At 62.6% G+C, this 17,638-nt stretch carries 20 protein-coding genes; 2 read left to right on the top strand and 18 right to left on the bottom strand.

What is annotated here, in order from left to right; translation table 11 throughout:
- The first annotated feature begins 15 nt into the window (after window positions 1-15).
- Window positions 16-2,181 carry a bifunctional diguanylate cyclase/phosphodiesterase gene (locus CLU92_RS03855; RefSeq protein WP_180338420.1) on the top strand — a complete coding sequence of 722 codons (2,166 nt, stop codon included), beginning with the start codon at window positions 16-18 and terminating at the stop codon, window positions 2,179-2,181.
- Here CLU92_RS03855 and CLU92_RS03860 read toward each other — a convergent pair.
- The 13 genes from CLU92_RS03860 to flgB all read right to left on the bottom strand — a co-directional run bounded on the left by CLU92_RS03860 (window position 2,166) and on the right by flgB (window position 13,279).
- Window positions 2,166-3,266, bottom strand: coding sequence for a glycosyltransferase family 9 protein (locus CLU92_RS03860; protein WP_101480803.1), 1,101 nt, complete (start codon window positions 3,264-3,266; stop codon window positions 2,166-2,168). The two genes, CLU92_RS03855 and CLU92_RS03860, sit on opposite strands and share 16 nt — an antisense overlap.
- Before the next feature lie 153 nt (window positions 3,267-3,419).
- On the bottom strand, window positions 3,420-4,463 hold the full coding sequence (locus CLU92_RS03865; protein ID WP_257560965.1) for a hypothetical protein: 1,044 nt from the start codon (window positions 4,461-4,463) through the stop codon (window positions 3,420-3,422).
- A gap of 5 nt (window positions 4,464-4,468) precedes the next feature.
- Window positions 4,469-5,380, bottom strand: a complete 912-nt coding sequence (flgL, locus tag CLU92_RS03870; protein ID WP_101480804.1) for a flagellar hook-associated protein FlgL — start codon at window positions 5,378-5,380, stop codon at window positions 4,469-4,471.
- A 10-nt stretch (window positions 5,381-5,390) separates the two neighbouring features.
- On the bottom strand, window positions 5,391-6,752 hold the full coding sequence (flgK, locus tag CLU92_RS03875) for a flagellar hook-associated protein FlgK (protein WP_101480805.1): 1,362 nt from the start codon (window positions 6,750-6,752) through the stop codon (window positions 5,391-5,393).
- Between the two features lie 81 nt (window positions 6,753-6,833).
- On the bottom strand, window positions 6,834-7,226 hold the full coding sequence (locus tag CLU92_RS03880; protein ID WP_101480806.1) for a rod-binding protein: 393 nt from the start codon (window positions 7,224-7,226) through the stop codon (window positions 6,834-6,836).
- Window positions 7,226-8,338, bottom strand: coding sequence for a flagellar basal body P-ring protein FlgI (locus tag CLU92_RS03885; protein ID WP_101480807.1), 1,113 nt, complete (start codon window positions 8,336-8,338; stop codon window positions 7,226-7,228). Before CLU92_RS03885 ends, CLU92_RS03880 begins: the two co-directional genes overlap by 1 nt.
- Window positions 8,339-8,347: 9 nt before the next feature.
- A complete protein-coding gene (gene flgH / locus CLU92_RS03890) occupies window positions 8,348-9,010 on the bottom strand; it encodes a flagellar basal body L-ring protein FlgH (protein WP_166674808.1) in 663 nt (220 codons plus the stop codon).
- Window positions 9,011-9,021: 11 nt separating this feature from the next.
- Window positions 9,022-9,810, bottom strand: coding sequence for a flagellar basal-body rod protein FlgG (gene flgG / locus CLU92_RS03895; RefSeq protein ID WP_180338421.1), 789 nt, complete (start codon window positions 9,808-9,810; stop codon window positions 9,022-9,024).
- A 32-nt stretch (window positions 9,811-9,842) separates the two neighbouring features.
- Window positions 9,843-10,571 (bottom strand): flagellar basal body rod protein FlgF, encoded by a 729-nt coding sequence (locus tag CLU92_RS03900; protein ID WP_101480810.1) that lies wholly within the window; start codon window positions 10,569-10,571, stop codon window positions 9,843-9,845.
- Window positions 10,572-10,597: 26 nt separating this feature from the next.
- A complete protein-coding gene (locus tag CLU92_RS03905; RefSeq protein ID WP_101480811.1) occupies window positions 10,598-11,776 on the bottom strand; it encodes a flagellar hook protein FlgE in 1,179 nt (392 codons plus the stop codon).
- A 58-nt stretch (window positions 11,777-11,834) separates the two neighbouring features.
- Window positions 11,835-12,488 carry a flagellar hook capping FlgD N-terminal domain-containing protein gene (locus tag CLU92_RS03910; protein ID WP_101480812.1) on the bottom strand — a complete coding sequence of 218 codons (654 nt, stop codon included), beginning with the start codon at window positions 12,486-12,488 and terminating at the stop codon, window positions 11,835-11,837.
- A gap of 3 nt (window positions 12,489-12,491) precedes the next feature.
- Window positions 12,492-12,908: a flagellar basal body rod protein FlgC gene (gene flgC, locus CLU92_RS03915; protein WP_034757795.1), complete on the bottom strand. Its 417-nt coding sequence runs from the start codon at window positions 12,906-12,908 to the stop codon at window positions 12,492-12,494.
- Window positions 12,909-12,916: 8 nt separating this feature from the next.
- On the bottom strand, window positions 12,917-13,279 hold the full coding sequence (flgB, locus tag CLU92_RS03920) for a flagellar basal body rod protein FlgB (protein ID WP_034758109.1): 363 nt from the start codon (window positions 13,277-13,279) through the stop codon (window positions 12,917-12,919).
- A 281-nt stretch (window positions 13,280-13,560) separates the two neighbouring features.
- On the opposite strand from flgB, the gene flgA reads away from it, so the two are divergent.
- Window positions 13,561-14,181: a flagellar basal body P-ring formation chaperone FlgA gene (gene flgA, locus CLU92_RS03925; protein ID WP_257562352.1), complete on the top strand. Its 621-nt coding sequence runs from the start codon at window positions 13,561-13,563 to the stop codon at window positions 14,179-14,181.
- A 6-nt stretch (window positions 14,182-14,187) separates the two neighbouring features.
- Here flgA and CLU92_RS03930 read toward each other — a convergent pair whose 3' ends face one another.
- From CLU92_RS03930 to motA, 5 genes are read right to left on the bottom strand one after another with little or no spacing between them, the layout of a single operon-like run.
- Complete coding sequence (locus tag CLU92_RS03930; RefSeq protein WP_101480814.1) at window positions 14,188-14,940, bottom strand: glycoside hydrolase family 73 protein; 753 nt, start codon at window positions 14,938-14,940, stop codon at window positions 14,188-14,190.
- Window positions 14,927-15,367: a flagellar export chaperone FlgN gene (gene flgN, locus CLU92_RS03935; RefSeq protein ID WP_101480815.1), complete on the bottom strand. Its 441-nt coding sequence runs from the start codon at window positions 15,365-15,367 to the stop codon at window positions 14,927-14,929. Before flgN ends, CLU92_RS03930 begins: the two co-directional genes overlap by 14 nt.
- On the bottom strand, window positions 15,364-15,654 hold the full coding sequence (gene flgM, locus CLU92_RS03940) for a flagellar biosynthesis anti-sigma factor FlgM (RefSeq protein WP_101480816.1): 291 nt from the start codon (window positions 15,652-15,654) through the stop codon (window positions 15,364-15,366). Before flgM ends, flgN begins: the two co-directional genes overlap by 4 nt.
- 16 nt (window positions 15,655-15,670) lie before the next feature.
- Complete coding sequence (locus tag CLU92_RS03945) at window positions 15,671-16,732, bottom strand: flagellar motor protein MotB (RefSeq protein ID WP_101480817.1); 1,062 nt, start codon at window positions 16,730-16,732, stop codon at window positions 15,671-15,673.
- Window positions 16,659-17,573, bottom strand: coding sequence for a flagellar motor stator protein MotA (motA, locus tag CLU92_RS03950; RefSeq protein ID WP_034757817.1), 915 nt, complete (start codon window positions 17,571-17,573; stop codon window positions 16,659-16,661). Before motA ends, CLU92_RS03945 begins: the two co-directional genes overlap by 74 nt.
- Window positions 17,574-17,638: the final 65 nt, after the last annotated feature.

The raw sequence follows: 17,638 nt of genomic DNA on the forward strand, positions 1-17,638 counted from the left end.
GTGCAAAGGACAGCCATGGATACGCCACCGCAAGCGGTACCTGTTCCGGATTTCTCTCCACGCTGCCACGACGGCATGCCGCTGCATGCCGCGCCCCTGCTTGATGATGGCGTCTTCAGCCCGGAACGGGTGGAGGCTGAACGCGAGCAAGCCTATTTCAACGATTTATACCTGCTGGCGCCCGTCGCCCATTTCGTGCTGGGACTCGATGGCGTGATCCTGCAAGTCAACCTGGTGGCGGCCGAGCTGTTCGGCCTGCCCCGGGAACGGCCCGGCCACGTGCTGTTCCGCTCCTATGTGCACGAGGCGTTTCGTCACGATTACGAGCGCTTCGTGCAGCGCGTGCTCAATAGCAGCGAGCCCGAGCGTATCCAGCTGCAGGTGCAGTCCCGTCCCGGCGCGCGCGAGGCCGGCTTGCCCGTCTGCCTGCTAGGTAGCGCCGACCCGAACGGCCAGGCCTTGCGCCTGGTGCTGGAGCAGGCCGAGGGCAAACTGGCGGCGCTTGAACGCAGCGAAGAACGCTTCCGGCGCATCGTGCACAGCGCCGAGGAGGGGATCTGGGAAATCGATGCGCAGGCGCTGACCAGCTTTGTCAATCCGAAGATGGCGCACATGCTTGGCTGCCAGATCGAGGATATGCTGGGCCAACCGCTGGTGGCCTTCATGGATGACGAGGGACGCGCCATCCTGGAGCGCAATATTGCGCGGCGCCAGGTTGGCATTGCCGAACGCCACGAATTCAAGTTCCTGCGGCGTGATGGCAGCACCCTGTGGGCCACCCTGGCCACCAATCCCATCTTCGACTCCGGCGGCACCTATCTGGGTGCGCTGGCGCTGGTCAGCGACATCACGGCGCAGCGCGCAGCATCCGAGCGCATCTGGCGGCAAGCCAATTTCGATGAGCTGACGGGCTTGCCGAACCGCCACATGTTTCTCGACCGGCTGCAGCACGAGGCGCACCACGCCAGGCGCGAAGGCACTTGCCTGGCCCTGCTGTTCATCGACCTCGACCATTTCAAGCAGGTGAATGACCGTCTGGGCCACGAGAAGGGCGACATGCTGCTGCGCCAGGCGGCGCGGCGCATCAGCGAACGCGTGCGCGCCACCGATACGGTAGCGCGCCTGGGCGGCGACGAGTTCACCGTCATCCTGGCCGGCGTGGGGCAGTTGGGTGGCATCGAGCGTGTGCTGCAGGAACTGACGGCCGGGCTGACCCAGCCTTTCGTGCTTGACGGCGATACGGTGCACGTGTCGGCCAGCGTGGGCGTGGCGCTGTATCCAGCTGACGGCGATACGCCGGACAGCTTGCTGCGGCATGCCGATCAGGCCATGTATGCGGCCAAGAACGGGGGGCGCAACGGCTACAGCTATTTCACGCCGGCGTTGCAGCAGGCGGCCGAAGTGCGCCGCCATACGGTGCGCGAGATGCGCCTGGCCCTGACGCATGAGCAATTTGAAGTGCATTACCAGCCCATCATCCGCCTGCGCGATGGCGCCATCGAGCGGGCCGAGGCGCTGCTGCGCTGGCGCCATCCGCTGCGCGGCCTGTTGCTGCCCGCCGACTTCATCGCTTTTGCCGAGACGAACGGCCTGATCATCGATATCGGCGAGTGGGTGTTTCGCCAGGTCGTGCGCCAGGCACGGCAGTGGCAAGACGAGCATGGTGCCGCGCTACAGATCAGTATCAACAAGTCGGCCGTGGAATTTCGCTGCGACGGTGCGCTGTACCAGGACTGGGGCGGGCACCTGGCGCGGCAGGGCCTGGCGTCGGGCGCCATCGTTATCGAAACAACAGAAGCGGTGCTGCTCGACAAGGCATGCCAGGTGGCCGACCGGCTGCGCCAGTTTCGCGCCATGGGCCTGGCGCTGGCGCTCGACGATTTCGGCAGCGGGCAAGTGTCGCTCGCGTGCCTGAAAACAGCCGATATCGACTTTCTCAAGATTGACCGTTCCCTGGTCGGCGAACTGGAACGCGACGATGCCGGGCTGGGCCTGTGCGAATCGATCATTGCGCTGGCGCAGCGGCTGGGACTGAAAGTCGTGGCCGAAGGGGTGGAAACGGCGTCGCAGCGCGATCTGCTGCGCGCTGCCGGCTGCGATTATGCGCAGGGGTATTTCTTCTCCCACGCGCTGCCGGCAGGGCAAATGGACCGCCTGCTGGCGGCTCAGGCGGCTGGCTGAACGGTTTCCTGCGCCTGCCCTTCGCCCTCCATCAGCTGTTCCACGGCGGCCAGGGTGTCGGCGTCGCTGACCTTGGCCAAGGTCAGGCCAGGCGCCAGGATGACACGGTAGTGGCGGCTGGCCGGGTAAAACCAGCGGTAGTTATCGGTGCGGATGTAGTAGCCGACGATTTTCTTGTCATACGCCGAGGCGATGTGGATCACCGAGGTGTCGGGCGACAGCACCAGTTCGCAGCGGCGGATCAGGGCCGCCAGTTCGAGGATGTGGCCGGTGGGTGGTGCGGCCATCACGTTGGCATGGCCGGCACCGTCCACGATTTCGGCGGCGCGCGCCTCGGTGCCCGGCGCGGCGATCACCAGCAGCGCATGGCGCGGATAGCGTGCCGCCAGGGTGGCGCAGCAGCGCTGGGCGTCAGCCACGCTGACCGTGCGTTGCGCATTGCTGCCCTGGAAGTTGAGGCAGAACAAGCCTTCATAGCTACGCAGCAGGGTGTCGCAGGCGGCGTCGACCTGTGCCGCGTGCGCATCGACACCGAACAGTTCATAGCGCATGTCGATGTCGCGCAGGCCAAATTGCCCGAACGTGGCGAAAAAGCTGTGCAGAATGTGGCGGCTGCGGTCGCAGGGCACAGTATGGTCGAACATGCCCAGATTTTCCGTCGAGGTGCCATACTTTGGAATGGCAAAGCCCGTCAAATAGCGCGCGCCCAGCCATTTGATGCGCAGCAGCAAGGGAATCGAAAAACGGTTGTAGGGGTTGAAGATGACGTCGTAGCGGCGTCGGCGCAGCTCGGCGATGGTGGTGCGCAAATCGCGCAGCAGCGGCTGCTTGTCCCAAATGAGGATGTCGCTCACATGCGGATTGTCGGCGATGATGTCGCGGTTGGCGCTGCTGGCTGCCACGTCGATCTGCCAGTGCGGATAGTTCTTTTTCAGCTCGCGCAGCAGTGCGGAGGTCACGATCATGTCGCCGATCTTGTCGTTGCGCAAAATCAATACCTTGCGCACCTTGGCGATATCGAGTGGCTGCTTGTCGGATTTGCCCAGCAGGGCGTAACTGATCAGCCGGGCGGCGGTTTTTATCAAGGGAACTCCGGAAATGGATGGCAGGATGCGCTGGCGTATTGGCTAATAAGCAAGCGACACCAGCATCTTACGGATTTCCACCATCCTGGGCTAGGGGGCAGGCCCCGTTTATTGCTGCGTGCGCCAAGATAGCGCACGCGGGGGGGGGCGAACTTACTCCAGGCCCAGCAGGGCGACGACGCGCTCGCGGCTGATGCCGACCAGCGCCGAACTGATCGCCAGCAGCGACTCATAGCCAGGCTGGCTGGCCTTTTGCGTGAAGTTTTCGGCCAGCGTATCCATGCTGACGTTCACTTGCACCGGTTGCGCCCGTGCCACCCGTCCCGTGGCCTGCGCCAGGGCCAGGCTGACGGAACTGCGCGCCGCCTGCAACCGCGCCAGCGCCTGGACCACTTGCTGCAAGGTGGCGCGCAGGGCTTCCATGTCGCCGGTATGCCATTCTTCCGGGGTAATGGCGGCCGGTTCCGCATCCGTGCGCACGCGGCTCATCTGGCCGGTCGGGTAGCGGATGCCGCTGCCGCGCACCGACAGGCTGTCGCGCACGTTGGCCCAGGCCGCTTCCGACGTGCTGAACACCAGTTCGCCATTCTCGCCCAGTTTGACGCCGATGCCGGACGGCATCAGTGCACGGTCGAAGCGGGAAACGATTTCATTCTCGCTCAGGCCAGGTTCGATATTCACAGAGCGCAAGGCCTGGTTCGCGCCGCCGACGGAAAAGGCCAGCACTTCCTGCGGGCCTTCCTGCAGACTGGCCATGGTCAGGCCGCGGATGCTGAAGTTCTGCTGTGACGCCTGCGGGCTGGTATAGCTGAGCTGTGCGTCCAGCGTGCCGCCCGAGGCGCTGGCGCGCTGGCGCCAGGTATTGCTGAACTGGCGTACTCTTGCCTCGACTTGCCCTTCGCGGCCCAGGCGCGCTGCCAGCTTGGCCGCCAGCTCGCTTTTCAGCGACTGCAACTGGCTGCTGCTGCGTTCCAGGTAGTCCAGGGTTTGTTGTGCGTTAGAAATTTCCCCCTGCAACTGGTGATCCCAGTTGCTCAGGCCGCGCTGCAGGCCCGCCGCCGACCTCCTTGCCGCCGGCGCCTCGCTGCGCGCGCTGGCGCTGCCGCTGATGGCGGCGGACGCGTCATCGACGACGCGGGCTGTGCCGGCGCCTTTGGCATTGACGCCGGAAGTGGAGGAGGTCTGAACGATTTGCATGATGGTCAGAGAAGATCAAACAGGGAAATAGTGCCAACCTTGGCGTAGGCTTTATAGGTTGCCTGCAGGGCCGTCTGGTAGCCGGTCAGTTCAATGGCTGCCGCACCCATGTCGGTCTTTTTCAGGTCCAGCAGGGCCGAATTGTTCGACAGCGACACATTGGCCAGGTTGCCGGAGAGCGTGGTGAGGATGTTTTGCGCGCCGCCGAAGATGGCGATCTTGCCAGAGAGTAAATCCATGCCGTCATCGGTGCCATCGAGCGCGGCGACCACCACGCTGCGCACGGCCGGATCGTTGGGGCTGACGCCCTTCGTACCGAGGGTGGTGATGGCCTGGTCGATCTTGTTCAGCCATACTTCCAGGTTCTTCACGTCTACGTTGGCCGCCTGTGTGACGCCATTGCCCACCACCACGGTCTGCGTGTCGGTATTGCCGATGTAGGCGTAGCGCGAACCTGCAGTTGCTGCCGGATCGTATTTGATGGCGGGTTGGTCGGTAGCGGTGCCGGAAAACATGTAGCGGCCTTCCTGGTCCTTCAGATTGGCCGTGTACAGTACGCTGTCGCGCATGGCGATCAGCGACTGCGTCATCGCATTCAGGTCGTCCGGCGCATTGCCGCCGTCGGCAGCCCACACCAGCAGGTCGCGCGCCTGGCCCATGTCGGTGACCATGCTCGACAGGTAGTTTTCGTTCTTCAGCAGGCGCACTTTCACCGTGGCGATATTGTCCTGGTATTGCGTGACCATGGCTTGCTCGCGCGTCAGGCGCGAAATGCGCACGTTGCCGATTGGATCGTCCGAGGGCAGCTGGATGCGCAAGCCCGAAGACATTTGCTGGGTCAGGTAATTGATGCGTTCCTGATTTTGCTGAAGCGATATATTAATCAGCGATTGGTATTGGCTGCTGGCGACACGCATAGTCTTCTCCTTAACCCATCATTTGCAAAGTGGCATCAAACAAGGTGTTCGCCACGGAAATGACTTTCATGTTTGCCTGGTACATATTCTGGAATTCGACCAGATTCATCGCTTCCTCGTCCTTGTTCACGCCGCTGGTGGACTTCCAGTCGTCGATGGCTTGCGCGCGCACCGTGTTGGACGTCTTCAGCAGGGCCTGGTTCTGCTGGCTGTAAATAGCCAGCTTGCCGACGAGCTGCGTATCCGCATCGCTCATCAGGACGGAACCCACCCAGCTGACATTGATCGATTGATTCTTGATATCGATCAATTTTTGCAAGTTGCCGCTGTCGCCTGCCGCACCTGTCAGCGACAGGGCCAGGTCCTTGGCGTTGAAGCCGGGGGTAATGCTCAGCTTGCCGTTCGCGTAGGCCAGCAGGGGGCCGCCGGCGGCGCCAGCCATGGTCTTGCCCAGGGCCAGCTGCGCATTGACCTGGCTGGTCAACTGTGTGGCCATGTCTTGCAGCGACTGCTGCAGCGGTCTCAGGGTGTTTTGCTCGAACTCGCCCAGGCCGCCCATCTGGCCGCCGATGGCTGACAGATCGAGGTTGTACGAAGACTTGGCGAAATCGAGGCTCAGGGTTTGCTGGCCCGTGTTCGTCATGCCGCTGGTCAAGGTGCCGGCCAGGCTGCCGATGACCAGCGGCTGGCCCGACTTCAGCGAAATATTGCGCGAGCCGTCCGGCTGGTCGAGGACGTCGATGCCCATTTGCGAGGCCAGGCCGTCGATCAGCTGGTCGCGCGCATCCATCAGCGATGACACGTTCGTGCCCGAGGCCGTGGAGGTGCTGATGCGCTGGTTCAGCGCGGCGATATTGGCCAGGGTGGTATTGGCTTGTGGCACGATCGCTGCTCGTTGCTGCTGCACCGACAGCAACTGGTTGGCCATGACGGTGCTGATGCTGTTGAAGCGCTGCGCCATGGCGTCGGCGGAAGTGACAATCTGCTGGCGCAGCGGTGTCGAGGTCGGGTCAACGGCGGCCGCGTTGAGGGCGGCGAAAAAGCCGTCGATGCCGTTGCTGATGCTGGAGGCATCGTCGCCCATCACGCGCTCGAGCTGGGTCAGGTAAGGCTGGGTCTGCGAACGGGCGCCCTGGTCGGACGCGGCACGCCACATTTGCTGGCTTTTATACGCATCGGCAAAGCGCAGCAAGGCGGACACTTCCACGCCATTGCCGGCCGAGCGCACGCCGGCGGTGGCGCCCAGCGATGACAGCAGCACGCCCTGGCGCGTGTAGCCCGCCGTTTGCAGGTTGGCGATGTTCTGGCTGGCCGCATTGAGTGCGGCCTGGGCGGCGATGCTGCCTGACAATGCATTGCTGATGATGCTCATTGGGCAAGTTTCTTTCGTGAAGAGTGTGGCGCGTGCGGGTGGGCAGGCATTGAATCGTTGTTACCTTGTACAGGCGACGCTTCAGACAGATTTATTAAGCGGCGCCGCAATATTGTCGGTCTTGACAGGGCTTTTGGCAGCCACGGGGGCGCCGGCCGCCGGCAGCAGCTGGCGCAGGATGGCGTCGGCGATGCCGAAGGCGCGCTGGCCGGCCATCTTGTCGGCCACCAGGTTGTCGGCCATTTCCAGCATGTCGCTGTTGATGGGGTCCTTGAAGACGCTGTCCTCGCCTGCCATCTCGCGCGTACCCGAACGCATCTGGCGCAGCATGTGCGAGATGAAGAAGGCTTCGAACTTGACGGCCGCCTCGGTGGCCTTGGCCGCGTAGCGGGGATCGGCCGGCGTGGCCGCGGCAGGAGAGCGGTCGTCGAGCGCCGAAGGCAGGGCGCTGCTGCTGTCATTGATATTAAGCATCAGATTACCACCAGTTCGCCTTCGATGGCGCCAGCCTGGTCGAGGGCTTGTAAAATTGCCATGATGTCATCGGGCGAGGCGCCCAGGCTGTTGACCACATCGATGATAGACTGCAGTTTGGCGCCGGCCGGCCATTTGAACATATTGCCGTTGCCCTGGTCGACGGACACTTTTGATTGCGGTGTGACAGTGGTCTGGCCGCGGCCGAACGGCGCCGGCTGGCTCACTGCCGAGCTTTCGGAAATGACGACCTTGAGCGAGCCGTGCGTGACGGCAGCCGCCTTCACGCGCAAGCCTTCGGCGATGACTACGGTGCCGGTGCGCGAATTGAAGACCACTTTCGGGGTGTCGACACCCACATCGACGCTCAAGGCTTCCAGTTTGGCCATGAAAGCCACGCGCTGGGTCGGGTTTTCCGGCGCCAGCACGTCCACGCTGGTGGCGTCGCGCGTGGTGGCGACGGCACCGAAGCGGCGGTTCACGGCTTCGACGATATTGATGGCCGTCTCGAAATGCGGATGGCGCAAGTTCAGGGTGACGGAAGGCCTGGTGGAAAAGTCGCTGAGAATCTCGCGTTCGATGTTGGCACCGTTGGGAATGCGGCCCGAGGTGGGCGTGTTGACGGTGACGGACGAGCCGCTCTTGCCGGTGGCGTTCAAGCCGCCGACGACCACGTTGCCTTGCGCCAGCGCATACGTTTCATTATCGGCTGCGCGCAATTGCGTCAGCAGCAAGGTGCCGCCACGCAAGCTTTTCGCATCGCCCAGGGACGAGACGGTGACGTCGATGGCCTGGCCACGGCGGTATCCTGGTGGAAACACGGCGCTGACCATGACGGTGGCGACGTTCTTGCTTTTCGCTTCGGCACCGTCCGGCATCTTCACGCCGAATTGCTTGAGCATGTTGACCACGGACTGGCTGGAAAATTTTACCTGGGTGGTGTCGCCGCTGCCGTTCAGGCCCACGACGAGGCCATAGCCGACCAGCGGGTTGTCGCGCACGCCCTCGATGCTGACCAGGTTGCGCAGCACTTGCGCGGCGCTGGCGGGCAGGGACAGGCCGGAGAGCACGGCCAGCATGGCTGCCAGGGGCAGGGCGGAACGAAATTTCATGAGCTCACCTTAAAACGGCATCCATGGGCCGACGAAGAAGCGCGTCAGCCAGCCTGGTGTATTGGCTTCGGCCAGGGTGCCCTGGCCGGAATAGGCGATTTGCGCATTGGCGATGCGCAAGGACGATACCTGGTTGTTGGAATCGATGTCGGCTGCGCGCAGGTAGCCGCGCAGGCGCACGAATTCTTCGCCCTGGTTCAGGGTCAGCGTCTTCTCGCCTTGCACGCGCAGCAAGCCGTTCGGCAGCACTTCCTGCACGATCACGGTGATGGCGCCGGACAGCGCATTTTGCTGCGTGCTGGTCGAGTCGCCGGCGAAGTCGCGTTCGGCAGAGAGGTCTATGCCCGTCTTGGGGAAAGTCTTGCCGAGGATGTTGGCCGCTTTCACGCCGACGGACGAGCCCTTGTTGAAGGAGGTACCGGCCTTCTTGCTGGCCTGCGTGGTTTCCTGCAGGGCCACGGTGACGACGTCACCCACGCGGAAGGCGCGGCTGTCCGAGATCAGGTCCAGGCCCGCGTCAGGATTGAACACGCCGCCTCCCACGCCGCCGCGCGCAGCGCTGCGCGGCGCCACGGGCAGCGGTGTATCGGAAAAGCTGGGCGCCACCGGCGCGGCGGGCTGGCTGGCACAACCGGCCATCAATACCAGCAGCGCGGCCGCCGTGGCTTTCATGGCGCCTGTCATCAGCGTGCCGCTTGCGCCAGGTATTGCAGCATATTGTCGGCGGCCGACAGCACCTTGGTGTTCATTTCATAGGTGCGCTGGGCAGCGATCATGTCGACCATCTCTTCGACCACCTGCACGTTCGAGCCTTCCAGCGCAAACTGCTTCAGCTTGCCCAGGGCGCCTTCACCGGGACGGCCTTCGGTCGGCGTGCCGCTCGATGCCGTTTCCTGGAACAGGTTTTCGCCCAGTGCCAGCAGGCCCGTCGGGTTGATAAAGCTGGTCAGGTTCAGCTGGCCCAGCTGGGTGCCGTTGACATTGCCCGGCACGGTGGCCGTGACCATGCCGTTTTCGCCGATGGTGATCGCCGTGGCATTGTTTGGCACGGTGATCTGCGGCACCAGCGGCAAGCCCTGGGCGTTGACCATCACGCCGTTTTCATTGATGCCCAGCTGGCCGGCGCGCGTGTAGGCTGCTTCGCCGTTCGGGCGCAACACTTGCAAAAAGCCGTTGCCGGTGATGGCGACGTCGAATTCGCGGCTCGTCGTTTGCAGGCTGCCGGTGGTAAACACTTTTTGCGTGCCCACCATGTGCGTGCCGTTACCCAGCTGTACGCCCGATGGCGAGAGTGTATTGTCGGCGCGCTGCGTGCCCGGTTGCTGTTCGACCTGGTAGAACAGGTCTTCGAACACGACGCGGTCGCGCTTGAAACCGACGGTGTTGACGTTGGCCAGGTTATTCGCGATGGCTTGCAGTTTGGCATCTTGTGCCTGCACGCCGGTCTTGCTGATCCACATTGCTGGATTCATGTGTTGCTCCTAGTAATAGTTTGGCGTTGGGCTTAAGCGCCCAGCAGGCGGTTACCGGATTCCGTCATGGAATCGCTGGCCTTGAATATTTTCATTTGCATCTCGAAACTGCGGTTCAGGCTCATGGTGGCGACCATTTCCTCGACGGCCGAGACGTTGCTGCCTTCCAGATGGCGGTCGCGCAGGCGTACCGTCGGGTCAGCCTGCAAGTCTTCGCCGCTGCGCGCGACGATCAGGCCCGCCTCGTTCTTGGTCAGCTCGCCCGCTTCGGCGTTGACCAGCTTGAGTTTGTCGACAGTCTGCATTTGCGCAGTGCCCGGCACCTGGATGGAGATCGTGCCATCACCGCCGATCGACAGGCTGGTGTGCTCGGGAATCGTAATCGGGCCACCTTCGCCCAGCACAGGGCGGCCGTTGATGGTCAGCGCGCCCGTTTCATCGAGGTCCATGGCGCCGGCGCGCGTGTAGGCTTCGCCGTTTTGCCACTGTACCGCAAGAAAACCGTTGCCCGTGACGGCCACGTCGAGTTCGCGTCCCGTTTCCTTGATGGCGCCCGTGCGCGTGCCGACGGCGCTCGACTGCGTCTGCGTCATGTGGCGGTCGTCGTAGCCATAGCCGTTTTGCAGCGGCTGGGCAGTGGACACTTCCAGATTGGCGCGAAAGCCGCCCGTCTCGATGTTGGCCAGGTTGTTGGCGTGTACCTGCTGTGCCCGCAGGGCACGGTCGGCCCCGCTCATGGCGGTATAAATCAGCGCATCCATTGCTCTTTACCTTCGCGTATCGTGGATTACAACGCTTGCATCAGCGATTGCAGCATGGCGTTCTCGGTCGAGATGACCTTCGAATTCGCCTGGTAATTACGCTGCGACGTCATCAGGCCCACCAGTTCGGAGGTGATGTCGACGTTCGACTGTTCCAGCGAGCTCGTCACCAGTTTGCCGGCCATGCCGACGCCAGGACGGTCATAGATGGCGGTGCCGGACGTGGTCGAGGCGACCCAGCTGGTATCGTTGACGGCCGTCAGCGCGCCTTCGTCTGGGAAGGTGGCCAGGGCGATCACGCCGATGCTTTGCTTCTGGCCGTTCGTGTATTTCGCCACAACGGAGCCGTCATTGGCCAGTTCCACGCCCGTGTAGGTGCCCGAGGCATAGCCGTCGGCGCGGTCGGTCGAGGTGGTGGCTTCGCCCGCGAACTGGGTCGTGCCCGTGTAGTCGATGGCGATCGACAGCGGCGCGGCGCCGGGCGGCGTGCCCAGCGCCAGCGTGACCGCCGTGCCGGTCTGCAGCTTGCCGGACGTGTCGAAGGTCATGTTTGTCACCGGTGCCAGATCGGCGTTGTCGAGGGTGTAGTGCACGGTCACGCCCGTTGCCGTCTTGACGAAGTACTGGCCCAGCGAGTGCTTGGCACCCAGCGAATCGTAGACGATCGAGGACTTGGCGCTGTTGTAGGTCAGTTCATTGGTCTTGTCGAAAGGCGGGGTCTTGATAGGCCACTCGGACGACATGTTGGCGGCATACGCCAGCTTGGTCGACGCTTCTGCAGGAATCTGGCCCGTCGGAATGTTCATGTCGCCCATGGTGCCCAGGGTGGTGCTGCCCTTGACGGAGGCATAGCCCTGTACCAGGCGGCCGTTCGAGTCGATCAGCTTGCCGTCATTGCTGGCCGAAAAGATGCCAACGCGGCTGTAGCTCATGGTGTTTTGCGCATCGCGCGCGACGAAGTAGCCGCGGCCATCGATGGCGGCGTCGAGCGCGCGGCCCGTGTTCAGCACGCCGCCATTGAGCGACATGCTTTGCGTGATCGAGCCGATTTCCGTGCCCGTTGCGCGCGAACCGGCGTACATGGCCGAAAAGTTGGCGCGGCTGCTCTTGAAGCCGTAGGTGCCGGCATTGGCGATATTGTTACTGGTGCTGTTCAACTGTTGGTTGATGGACTGGATACCGGACAGGGCGATGTCGAAACTCATGTTGACTTCCTTTAGTGAAGGACGAGATTAGTGTGCAGGAAACGAAGGGGCGAGCGGATCAGGCCGTCTTGCCGTTGAAGCCGGTGATCGCGCCAGGGTTGACTTCGCCCAGGTTCGACACGCTCAATATCATGCTGCCACCAGACGACAGGCGCACGCTGTTGAGTTTGCCTGCAATATCGACCGATGGTTTTTCGGTGCCGCTGGTGCTGACCTTCATGCTGTAGGTACCGGCAGGCAAGCCCAAGGCCACAGGATCGATGGTAAACGGCACCGTGCCGGGCGATTTGGCGCCCAGTTCGATCTTGTATTCCTTGTCGTCCAGCCCTTTCAGGGTCACGGTGGTCTTGGTGGTGCTGGCGGCCAGCGCGATGGTGCCGCTGACCTTGCTCTTGTCGAGCTGGACCGTTTCGCTGTTGACCATGACTTCTGAGCCCACTTGCGCGCCTAATGCCAGCACCTGCATCGATTGCAGCACGCTGGCATTGGCGCTGGTCAGCGCCGACAGATTCTGCATCGCTTCTGTTTGCGCCTGCTGCGTCAATTGATTGACGAACTGGCTCGGGTCGGTCGGCGCGAGGGGATCCTGGTTTTTGATCTGCGCGACCAGCAACTTGGTGAACATATCCTGGGTGGCATTGCCTTGCGACTTGACGGCATTGTTGTTGCTGCCGCTGCCGCTGGTGTTGTTTGTAAAGAGATTGGTTTCCATGGATTATGCTTCACCTAATTTGAGGAGCGATTGCTGCATCGACTTGATGCGGCCCAGAACTTCGACATTTGTTTCAAACGCGCGCGACGCCGACATCATGTCGGTCATCTCTGCCACCTGATTGACGTTGGGGTAGAACACCATGCCATCGGCATTGGCCATCGGGTGGCCCGGTTCATACACCTTGCGCAGCGGCTCATCGCTTTGCACCACGTCGAGCACTTGTACTCTTCCACCGGCGCCGCTGGCGCCGGGGCCATCCATCACGGCTGCAAACACGGGCTTGCGCGCGCGATAGGTTTCGCCTTCGGAACCGGCAACGGAATCGGCATTGGCCAGGTTGCTGGCGATGGTATTGAGGCGCACGGTCTGCGCCGCCATCGCCGAACCGGCGATCTTGGAAATATCCTGGAAGCTCATGCTGATCCTTATTGTCCGGAAATGGCCTTGGACAGACCCTTCAGTTTCATGTTGACGAAAGTAAGGCTGGTCTGGAAGTCGGTGGCATTCTGAGAGAACGCCGCCTGCTCGACACCGATTTCGACGGTATTGCCGTCGCGGCTGGGGTGGTAGGGTACGCGGTACAGGGCACTGGCATCGTCATCGGTCGACAGCAGGCCGGCCTCGTTGTCCTGCAACTGCTGCAGGGCGCTGCCGAAATCCATGTCCATGGCCTGGAAGCCGGGCGTATTTTCATTGGCAATATTGGCCGCCAGCACGCGGGTACGGTCGGCACGCAGCGCGAGTGCATCAGCGTGCACGCCCAGCGCATCCTTGAAATTAATCCCCATGGTCATCCTTTGTATTGAATTCGATCGTGCTTTTTGCGGTTCGGGCTAGAAAATAGGTGGTGCAGAGGTAAAATCCCCGCCTGGTCATGTTGACGCATGGTAAGGTCATGCCGCTTCAGTATCTTTGATTAAGGTTAGCAATGATTCATTTCAACAGCATTACGATGATCCGAAACAAGGTGCCACTCCCTCATATACTGCTTCCCGGCCTATTTTTACTGACCAGCCTATATAGTAGTGCAGGTCGCGCAGAATTGCCAGCCGACAATATATTTTCGCGTGTGGAACAGTTGGCGCGAGAGCAATTGGCGCAGCAGGCAGGCAAGGCGGGGTTGCTGGAACCGCAGTTCCAGGTGGCCGTGGTGAAAAGCACGCGCCCCGTGCCTGCTTGCGCGGCGCCTGTTACCCTGGAAACGGCGGACAGCCGTTCGGCGCAGCGCATGCGCTTTGTGGCAGTGTGTCCTGGAAGCAACGGTTGGCGTTACGAAATGCTGGCGCGCGGCAGCATCACGGCCCAGGTCGCCGTCACCAGCGCGCCCGTCACGGCCAATACGCCGTTGCAGGCGGGCGACGTGACGATGGCGCGACGCGATGTGACGATGGTGCCGGACAGTATTTCCTCCCTGCCGGGCGCAGTCGGCCTGTCGAGCCGGCGCAGCTTGCGTGCCGGCGAAGTGCTGCGCCAGGGACAACTGGCAGCGCCCATGTTGATCAAGCGGGGCAGTGCGGTCAATATCGTGGCACGCAAGGAGCAGGTGGAAGTGAGCATGGCCGGCGAAGCGCTGGATCCCGGCGCGCTGGGGGAGGTGATCCGCGTGCGCAACGCCACCAGCGGCACGGTGATACGTGCCAGGGTGGTCGATGCGGGCGTGGTGGAACCGGCCGACATTAGCGGCCGTTAAGGAAGGTCAGTCTGCGGCGGCCGTGCGCTGCAAGCGGGTCGCCAGCTGCGTGAGCTTGGCGGCATAGTTGGGGTCGGTGGCATAGCCGCCGCGCGCCAGACCTTGCGCGAAGGCGCCCGCGTCGGTACCCGTGTTCAGGGCGGCGCGGTAGCGTGGATTATCGAGCAACACCTGTGCATAGTCGCGGAAGGCGCTGGCCTGGTCCGGATAGCTGCGGAAGCGCTCGGTTTTCTTCAGCGCCGTGCCGCTGCCCGCTTCGTACTCGGTGGTGACATTGCTGGCCACATCGCCCTGCCATTTGCCGCCGGCCTTGATGCCGAACAGATTATTCGTGTCTGCCCCCGTGCCCTGGCGCAGCGGACGCTGGCCCCAGCCCGATTCCAGCGCGGCGTGGGCGGCGACAATTTCCGGCGCCACGCCCAGGCGCGCGCCCGTTTCTTGCGTCCACGGCTTGATCGAGGCGAGGAACTGCTGCTGCACTTCTCCGATCTCGCCACCCTGGTTGATACTGCCCAGTACATTCACGGGCTGGCTCTGCTCCAGGTAGGCGCGGCCTTGCGGGCTCAGGCTAGTGGCGTTGCCGCCACCCTGTTCGATGAAGCGGGCCACTTCGCCCTGTACCTGCTGGAAAACGCTGCCAAAACTGCCAGCGGCCACCGTGGCAGGGGTAGCGCGCATATTGCTCTGCACGGCGGAGGTGGCCAACGTCGACGGCGTCGCCGCCGTGGCGCGGGTGGTGGGGAAATCAGCCTGGCGCATAGGTATCTTCCTCGCCATGCAGCACACGCCGCATGATGCTGTACTGCTCTGTTAATAAATCACTGTTGCGGGCATTCAGGCGCTTGCATTCCAGCACCATCTGCTCCAGCGCTGCCCAGTCGGCCTCCGCCTTGCTGCGCGCGTCTTCTTGCAACAACGCAAACAATTGCGGCATATCGCCTTGCGGGCCCAGCAGGGCAGTGACCAGGCTGACGCGCTGACGGCGGCGTGCATCGAGGGGATCGACCGCGGCGATGACCTGGTCGGCCAGCGCCGTCAGTCTGGTGCTCTGGTGGTGCAAGGTGGCCTGAAATTGTTCTTCCAGCAAGGTTTTCAGGGCGGCGTAGCCGACGCTGTCGTCCGTCATGCCTTGCAGCACGCGGTGCACGGCTTCCTGACGCGTGATGCCCTTGCGCGATGCGGTCATGACTCACCACCGTGGAAACGCTGGATCAAGCCTGCCAGTTTTGCTGGATCGAATGGCAATTCGCCCTTGGCCAGCGCATCGCGCAGCATTGCCACGCGCTCGTGGTCGATCTCGGGCATGGCGCGCAGGGCGGCCATGGCTGGTTGCAGCACGGCCGACTGCAATTCCGCTCCGGCGGACGAGCCGTGCATGGCGCCTGCGGCGCCCGCGTTCTCGGCGATCGCCTCGGCGGGCGCGACGGCGCTGCTGCGTACGGCAGCGCCGGTATTGCCGGAGGAGATTTTCATACGTTGTCCCTTGCCCTTAATTTGCATGCTCATCGCGCTCCTTCTTTGCGGGCAGGCCCAGTTTTTCGCGCAGGCGCTGCAAGGTTCCCGAGTCCGGTTCACCCACTTGCAGCTCTTCGCCTTGCGCCTTTTGCCCCGCCATGCCAAACATGGCGGCGATGCTGTCGGCCTGGCCACGCGTCAATATTAACAGTTCGATGCGGCGGTTGATGCCGGCGCTGGCATTTTTCACGTCCAGCGGCGCGCGGTCGGCCATGCCCACCACTTGCAGCACGCTGTCCGGACTCATGCTGCCAATCAACAATTGCGCGCGCGCCGACATGGCGCGGTTGGCCGACAGGGTCCAGTTCGAATAGCCTTCATAGCCGTTATTGGCGTATTGCATCGAATCCGTGTGGCCGACGATCAGCATCTGGTTGTCCATCTGGGCGAAGACGGGCCCCATCTGGCGCAGCAGCTTGCGGAAACGGTCGGTCGGCACGGCGCTGCCGCGCACGAACATGCCTTGCTTGTCCGTATCGTGCAGCATGACGCGCAAGCCATATGGCGTGATCACCGATTGCAGATTGCTTTTCAATCCCGCTTCGTCGCTGAGCTTGTCGAGTGCGCGCGACAGGGACAGCAAGTCTTCCGGTGACTGGTAGCTGACCTTGGTCTGGTTTTGCGGCGCGGCGCCGGCCTTGCCATCGTGCGTTTGCTTGCCTTCCGTGCGCGTGTCGCCCGTGCCCTTGCGGGGCATGGGGAAGCGCTCGATCAGGCTGCCGCGCGGGCCGCCTTTCTGTTCCGGCATGACGCCCTGGCCTTCGCCCTGGCGGCTGCCTGCCGACGCGTCCATCATGATTTCCTTCATCGCCTGCTGCTCGCGCGCGGCCATCAGCCACAGCACGAGGAAGAGCGACAGCAGGGCCAGGCAAAAGTCGGCGAACGCTACTTTCCAGGCGCCGCCATGGCCATCGTCATCATGCTTGCGACCGGCACGCTTGATGATGGCCTGTTCATGTTTCTCATGCGGCTTTAGCACGGCGGCCTCCCCGGCCTTGGCCTTGCTCTTGCTCGGCGCCGCCATCTTCCAGCGCATTGATCCAGCTTTCCAGCTGGGCGAAGCTCGGCTTGATGTTCAGCTGCACTAGGCGGCGGCCTGCATCGATGGCCAGCAGGGGCGGCTTGCCCGCCACGTGCGTGACCAGCACGACTTTCACGCATTCCATGGTCGAACCTTCCTCGCCCACCAGCTGTTTCATCATGTTGCACATCGGATCGAGCACGCCGTAGCAGAAGAAGATGCCGATGAAGGTACCCACCATCGCGGCGCCCACTTTTTCCGAAATTTCCGCCGCATCGGCGCCGTCTGCCACGGAATTCATGGCCATCACAATACCCAGAACGGCGGCCAGAATACCGAAACCGGGCATGGCTTCGGCGATCTTGTGCAGGGACTTCGACGGTTGCAGCAGTTCGTCGTGAATGGCCTCCAGTTCCTGCTCCAGCACACCTTCGAGCTCATGCGCGTTGATCTTGCCCATCGCCATCAAACGGAAGTTGTCGACGATGAAGGCCAGCAGCTTCGGTTCTTCCAGCACCAGCGGATAGCGCTGGAACAGGGCGCTTTCGCGCGGTGCTTCGACGTGGGCGTCGAGCGCCTTCAGGCCGCCGGCGGCCGTTTGCAGCAGTTCATACATCAGCAGCAGCAACTGGCGCTGGAATTCCGAACCTTGCTTCTTGTGCGTGACGATCTTGCGCATCTGGTGCAGCATTTCCCCGAGTACATGCTTCGGGTTGCCCAGCACCAGGGCGCCGACGGCGGCGCCGATGATGATGATCAACTCGACCGGTTGCCAGATCGCGTGGACGGTGCCGCCCATCAGGGCGAAGCCTCCGAATACACACCCCATCACGATTAAGATACCGATAATTACCATGTCAACTGCCTTTCTGCGTCATTGTGCTGCGTCAATTTGATTGGTGCTTCTGAAACTTTTGCTGA

It is taken from the genome of Janthinobacterium sp. 61 (assembly GCF_002846335.1).
In the GTDB taxonomy this organism is placed as follows: Bacteria; Pseudomonadota; Gammaproteobacteria; order Burkholderiales; family Burkholderiaceae_D; genus Janthinobacterium.

What these genes read in the sequence shown, in the direction of transcription:
- CLU92_RS03855 (WP_180338420.1), top strand. Translation starts at nt 16, where the DNA reads ATGGATACGCCACCGCAAGCGGTACCTGTTCCGGATTTCTCTCCACGC.
- CLU92_RS03865 (WP_257560965.1), bottom strand. Translation starts at nt 4,463, where the DNA reads ATGCAAATCGTTCAGACCTCCTCCACTTCCGGCGTCAATGCCAAAGGC.
- flgL (WP_101480804.1), bottom strand. Translation starts at nt 5,380, where the DNA reads ATGCGTGTCGCCAGCAGCCAATACCAATCGCTGATTAATATATCGCTT.
- flgK (WP_101480805.1), bottom strand. Translation starts at nt 6,752, where the DNA reads ATGAGCATCATCAGCAATGCATTGTCAGGCAGCATCGCCGCCCAGGCC.
- CLU92_RS03880 (WP_101480806.1), bottom strand. Translation starts at nt 7,226, where the DNA reads ATGCTTAATATCAATGACAGCAGCAGCGCCCTGCCTTCGGCGCTCGAC.
- CLU92_RS03885 (WP_101480807.1), bottom strand. Translation starts at nt 8,338, where the DNA reads ATGAAATTTCGTTCCGCCCTGCCCCTGGCAGCCATGCTGGCCGTGCTC.
- flgH (WP_166674808.1), bottom strand. Translation starts at nt 9,010, where the DNA reads ATGAAAGCCACGGCGGCCGCGCTGCTGGTATTGATGGCCGGTTGTGCC.
- flgG (WP_180338421.1), bottom strand. Translation starts at nt 9,810, where the DNA reads ATGAATCCAGCAATGTGGATCAGCAAGACCGGCGTGCAGGCACAAGAT.
- CLU92_RS03900 (WP_101480810.1), bottom strand. Translation starts at nt 10,571, where the DNA reads ATGGATGCGCTGATTTATACCGCCATGAGCGGGGCCGACCGTGCCCTG.
- CLU92_RS03905 (WP_101480811.1), bottom strand. Translation starts at nt 11,776, where the DNA reads ATGAGTTTCGACATCGCCCTGTCCGGTATCCAGTCCATCAACCAACAG.
- CLU92_RS03910 (WP_101480812.1), bottom strand. Translation starts at nt 12,488, where the DNA reads ATGGAAACCAATCTCTTTACAAACAACACCAGCGGCAGCGGCAGCAAC.
- flgC (WP_034757795.1), bottom strand. Translation starts at nt 12,908, where the DNA reads ATGAGCTTCCAGGATATTTCCAAGATCGCCGGTTCGGCGATGGCGGCG.
- flgB (WP_034758109.1), bottom strand. Translation starts at nt 13,279, where the DNA reads ATGGGGATTAATTTCAAGGATGCGCTGGGCGTGCACGCTGATGCACTC.
- CLU92_RS03930 (WP_101480814.1), bottom strand. Translation starts at nt 14,940, where the DNA reads ATGCGCCAGGCTGATTTCCCCACCACCCGCGCCACGGCGGCGACGCCG.
- flgN (WP_101480815.1), bottom strand. Translation starts at nt 15,367, where the DNA reads ATGACCGCATCGCGCAAGGGCATCACGCGTCAGGAAGCCGTGCACCGC.
- flgM (WP_101480816.1), bottom strand. Translation starts at nt 15,654, where the DNA reads ATGAAAATCTCCTCCGGCAATACCGGCGCTGCCGTACGCAGCAGCGCC.
- CLU92_RS03945 (WP_101480817.1), bottom strand. Translation starts at nt 16,732, where the DNA reads ATGCGCTGGAAGATGGCGGCGCCGAGCAAGAGCAAGGCCAAGGCCGGG.
- motA (WP_034757817.1), bottom strand. Translation starts at nt 17,573, where the DNA reads ATGGTAATTATCGGTATCTTAATCGTGATGGGGTGTGTATTCGGAGGC.